Origin of the sequence: Mycobacterium sp. (assembly GCF_008709575.1) — a bacterium.
Taxonomy (GTDB): Bacteria; Actinomycetota; Actinomycetes; order Mycobacteriales; family Mycobacteriaceae; genus Mycobacterium.
In genome coordinates this window covers 1-573 of sequence record NZ_VYIK01000505.1, presented here as the reverse complement: position 1 = coordinate 573, position 573 = coordinate 1, and the positions used below count along the sequence as shown (strand labels likewise).

The window sequence follows — 573 nt, the reverse complement described above, 5'->3', positions numbered from 1 at the left end:
CTGGTCAACGAACTGGTTGGAACCCCCGACGACAAGCAGCTGAACACGCTGATTAACCACTGAAGTGGTGCTTGAATGATGGCGGCCCGGACGGGCAGCTGTCGAGCGATCATCTGGTGGGGGCGAGAGCAGCCACGCAGACCGCTGCGGGATCTCCAGACTGCCAACCCGGCATGGGGTCGATCGTGTCGATCTGAATGAATCCTCGGCGCTCCCAGAACGCTCGGGTGGCCACGTAGGGCGCGTAGTCGGCAGCCGCATCGAGGGTCTTGACCTCCACCAGTTGCAGTCCCTCGTCACCGAGCTCGCCCAGCACGTGGTCGAGCAAAGCGGTGCCGATCCCGGCGCCTCGGCTGATGTTGCGCACGGCCATCCAGAGAATTTCAGCAGTTCGTTCCGACCGGCGATCGATCACCGTGAAACCCACAACTCCCCTGGTGTCGGTCGCGACCCAGCCGTAGTGGTCGGCGAGGTCAACAGTGACCCGGGCGGGCACATCTTTGGTGAAGTAGTCAGGAAGGTCGCGCACGATTGCGACACAACCAACAACATCGTCGGGTCTACTACGGCGAA

Annotated in this window: 1 protein-coding gene; it reads right to left on the bottom strand. The window is 62.3% G+C overall.

Features of this window, described 5'->3' with window-relative positions:
• Nucleotides 1-109: 109 nt before the first annotated feature.
• A partial coding sequence (locus F6Q13_RS19840; protein ID WP_293060111.1) for a GNAT family N-acetyltransferase occupies nt 110-573 on the bottom strand: 464 nt, incomplete at its 5' end.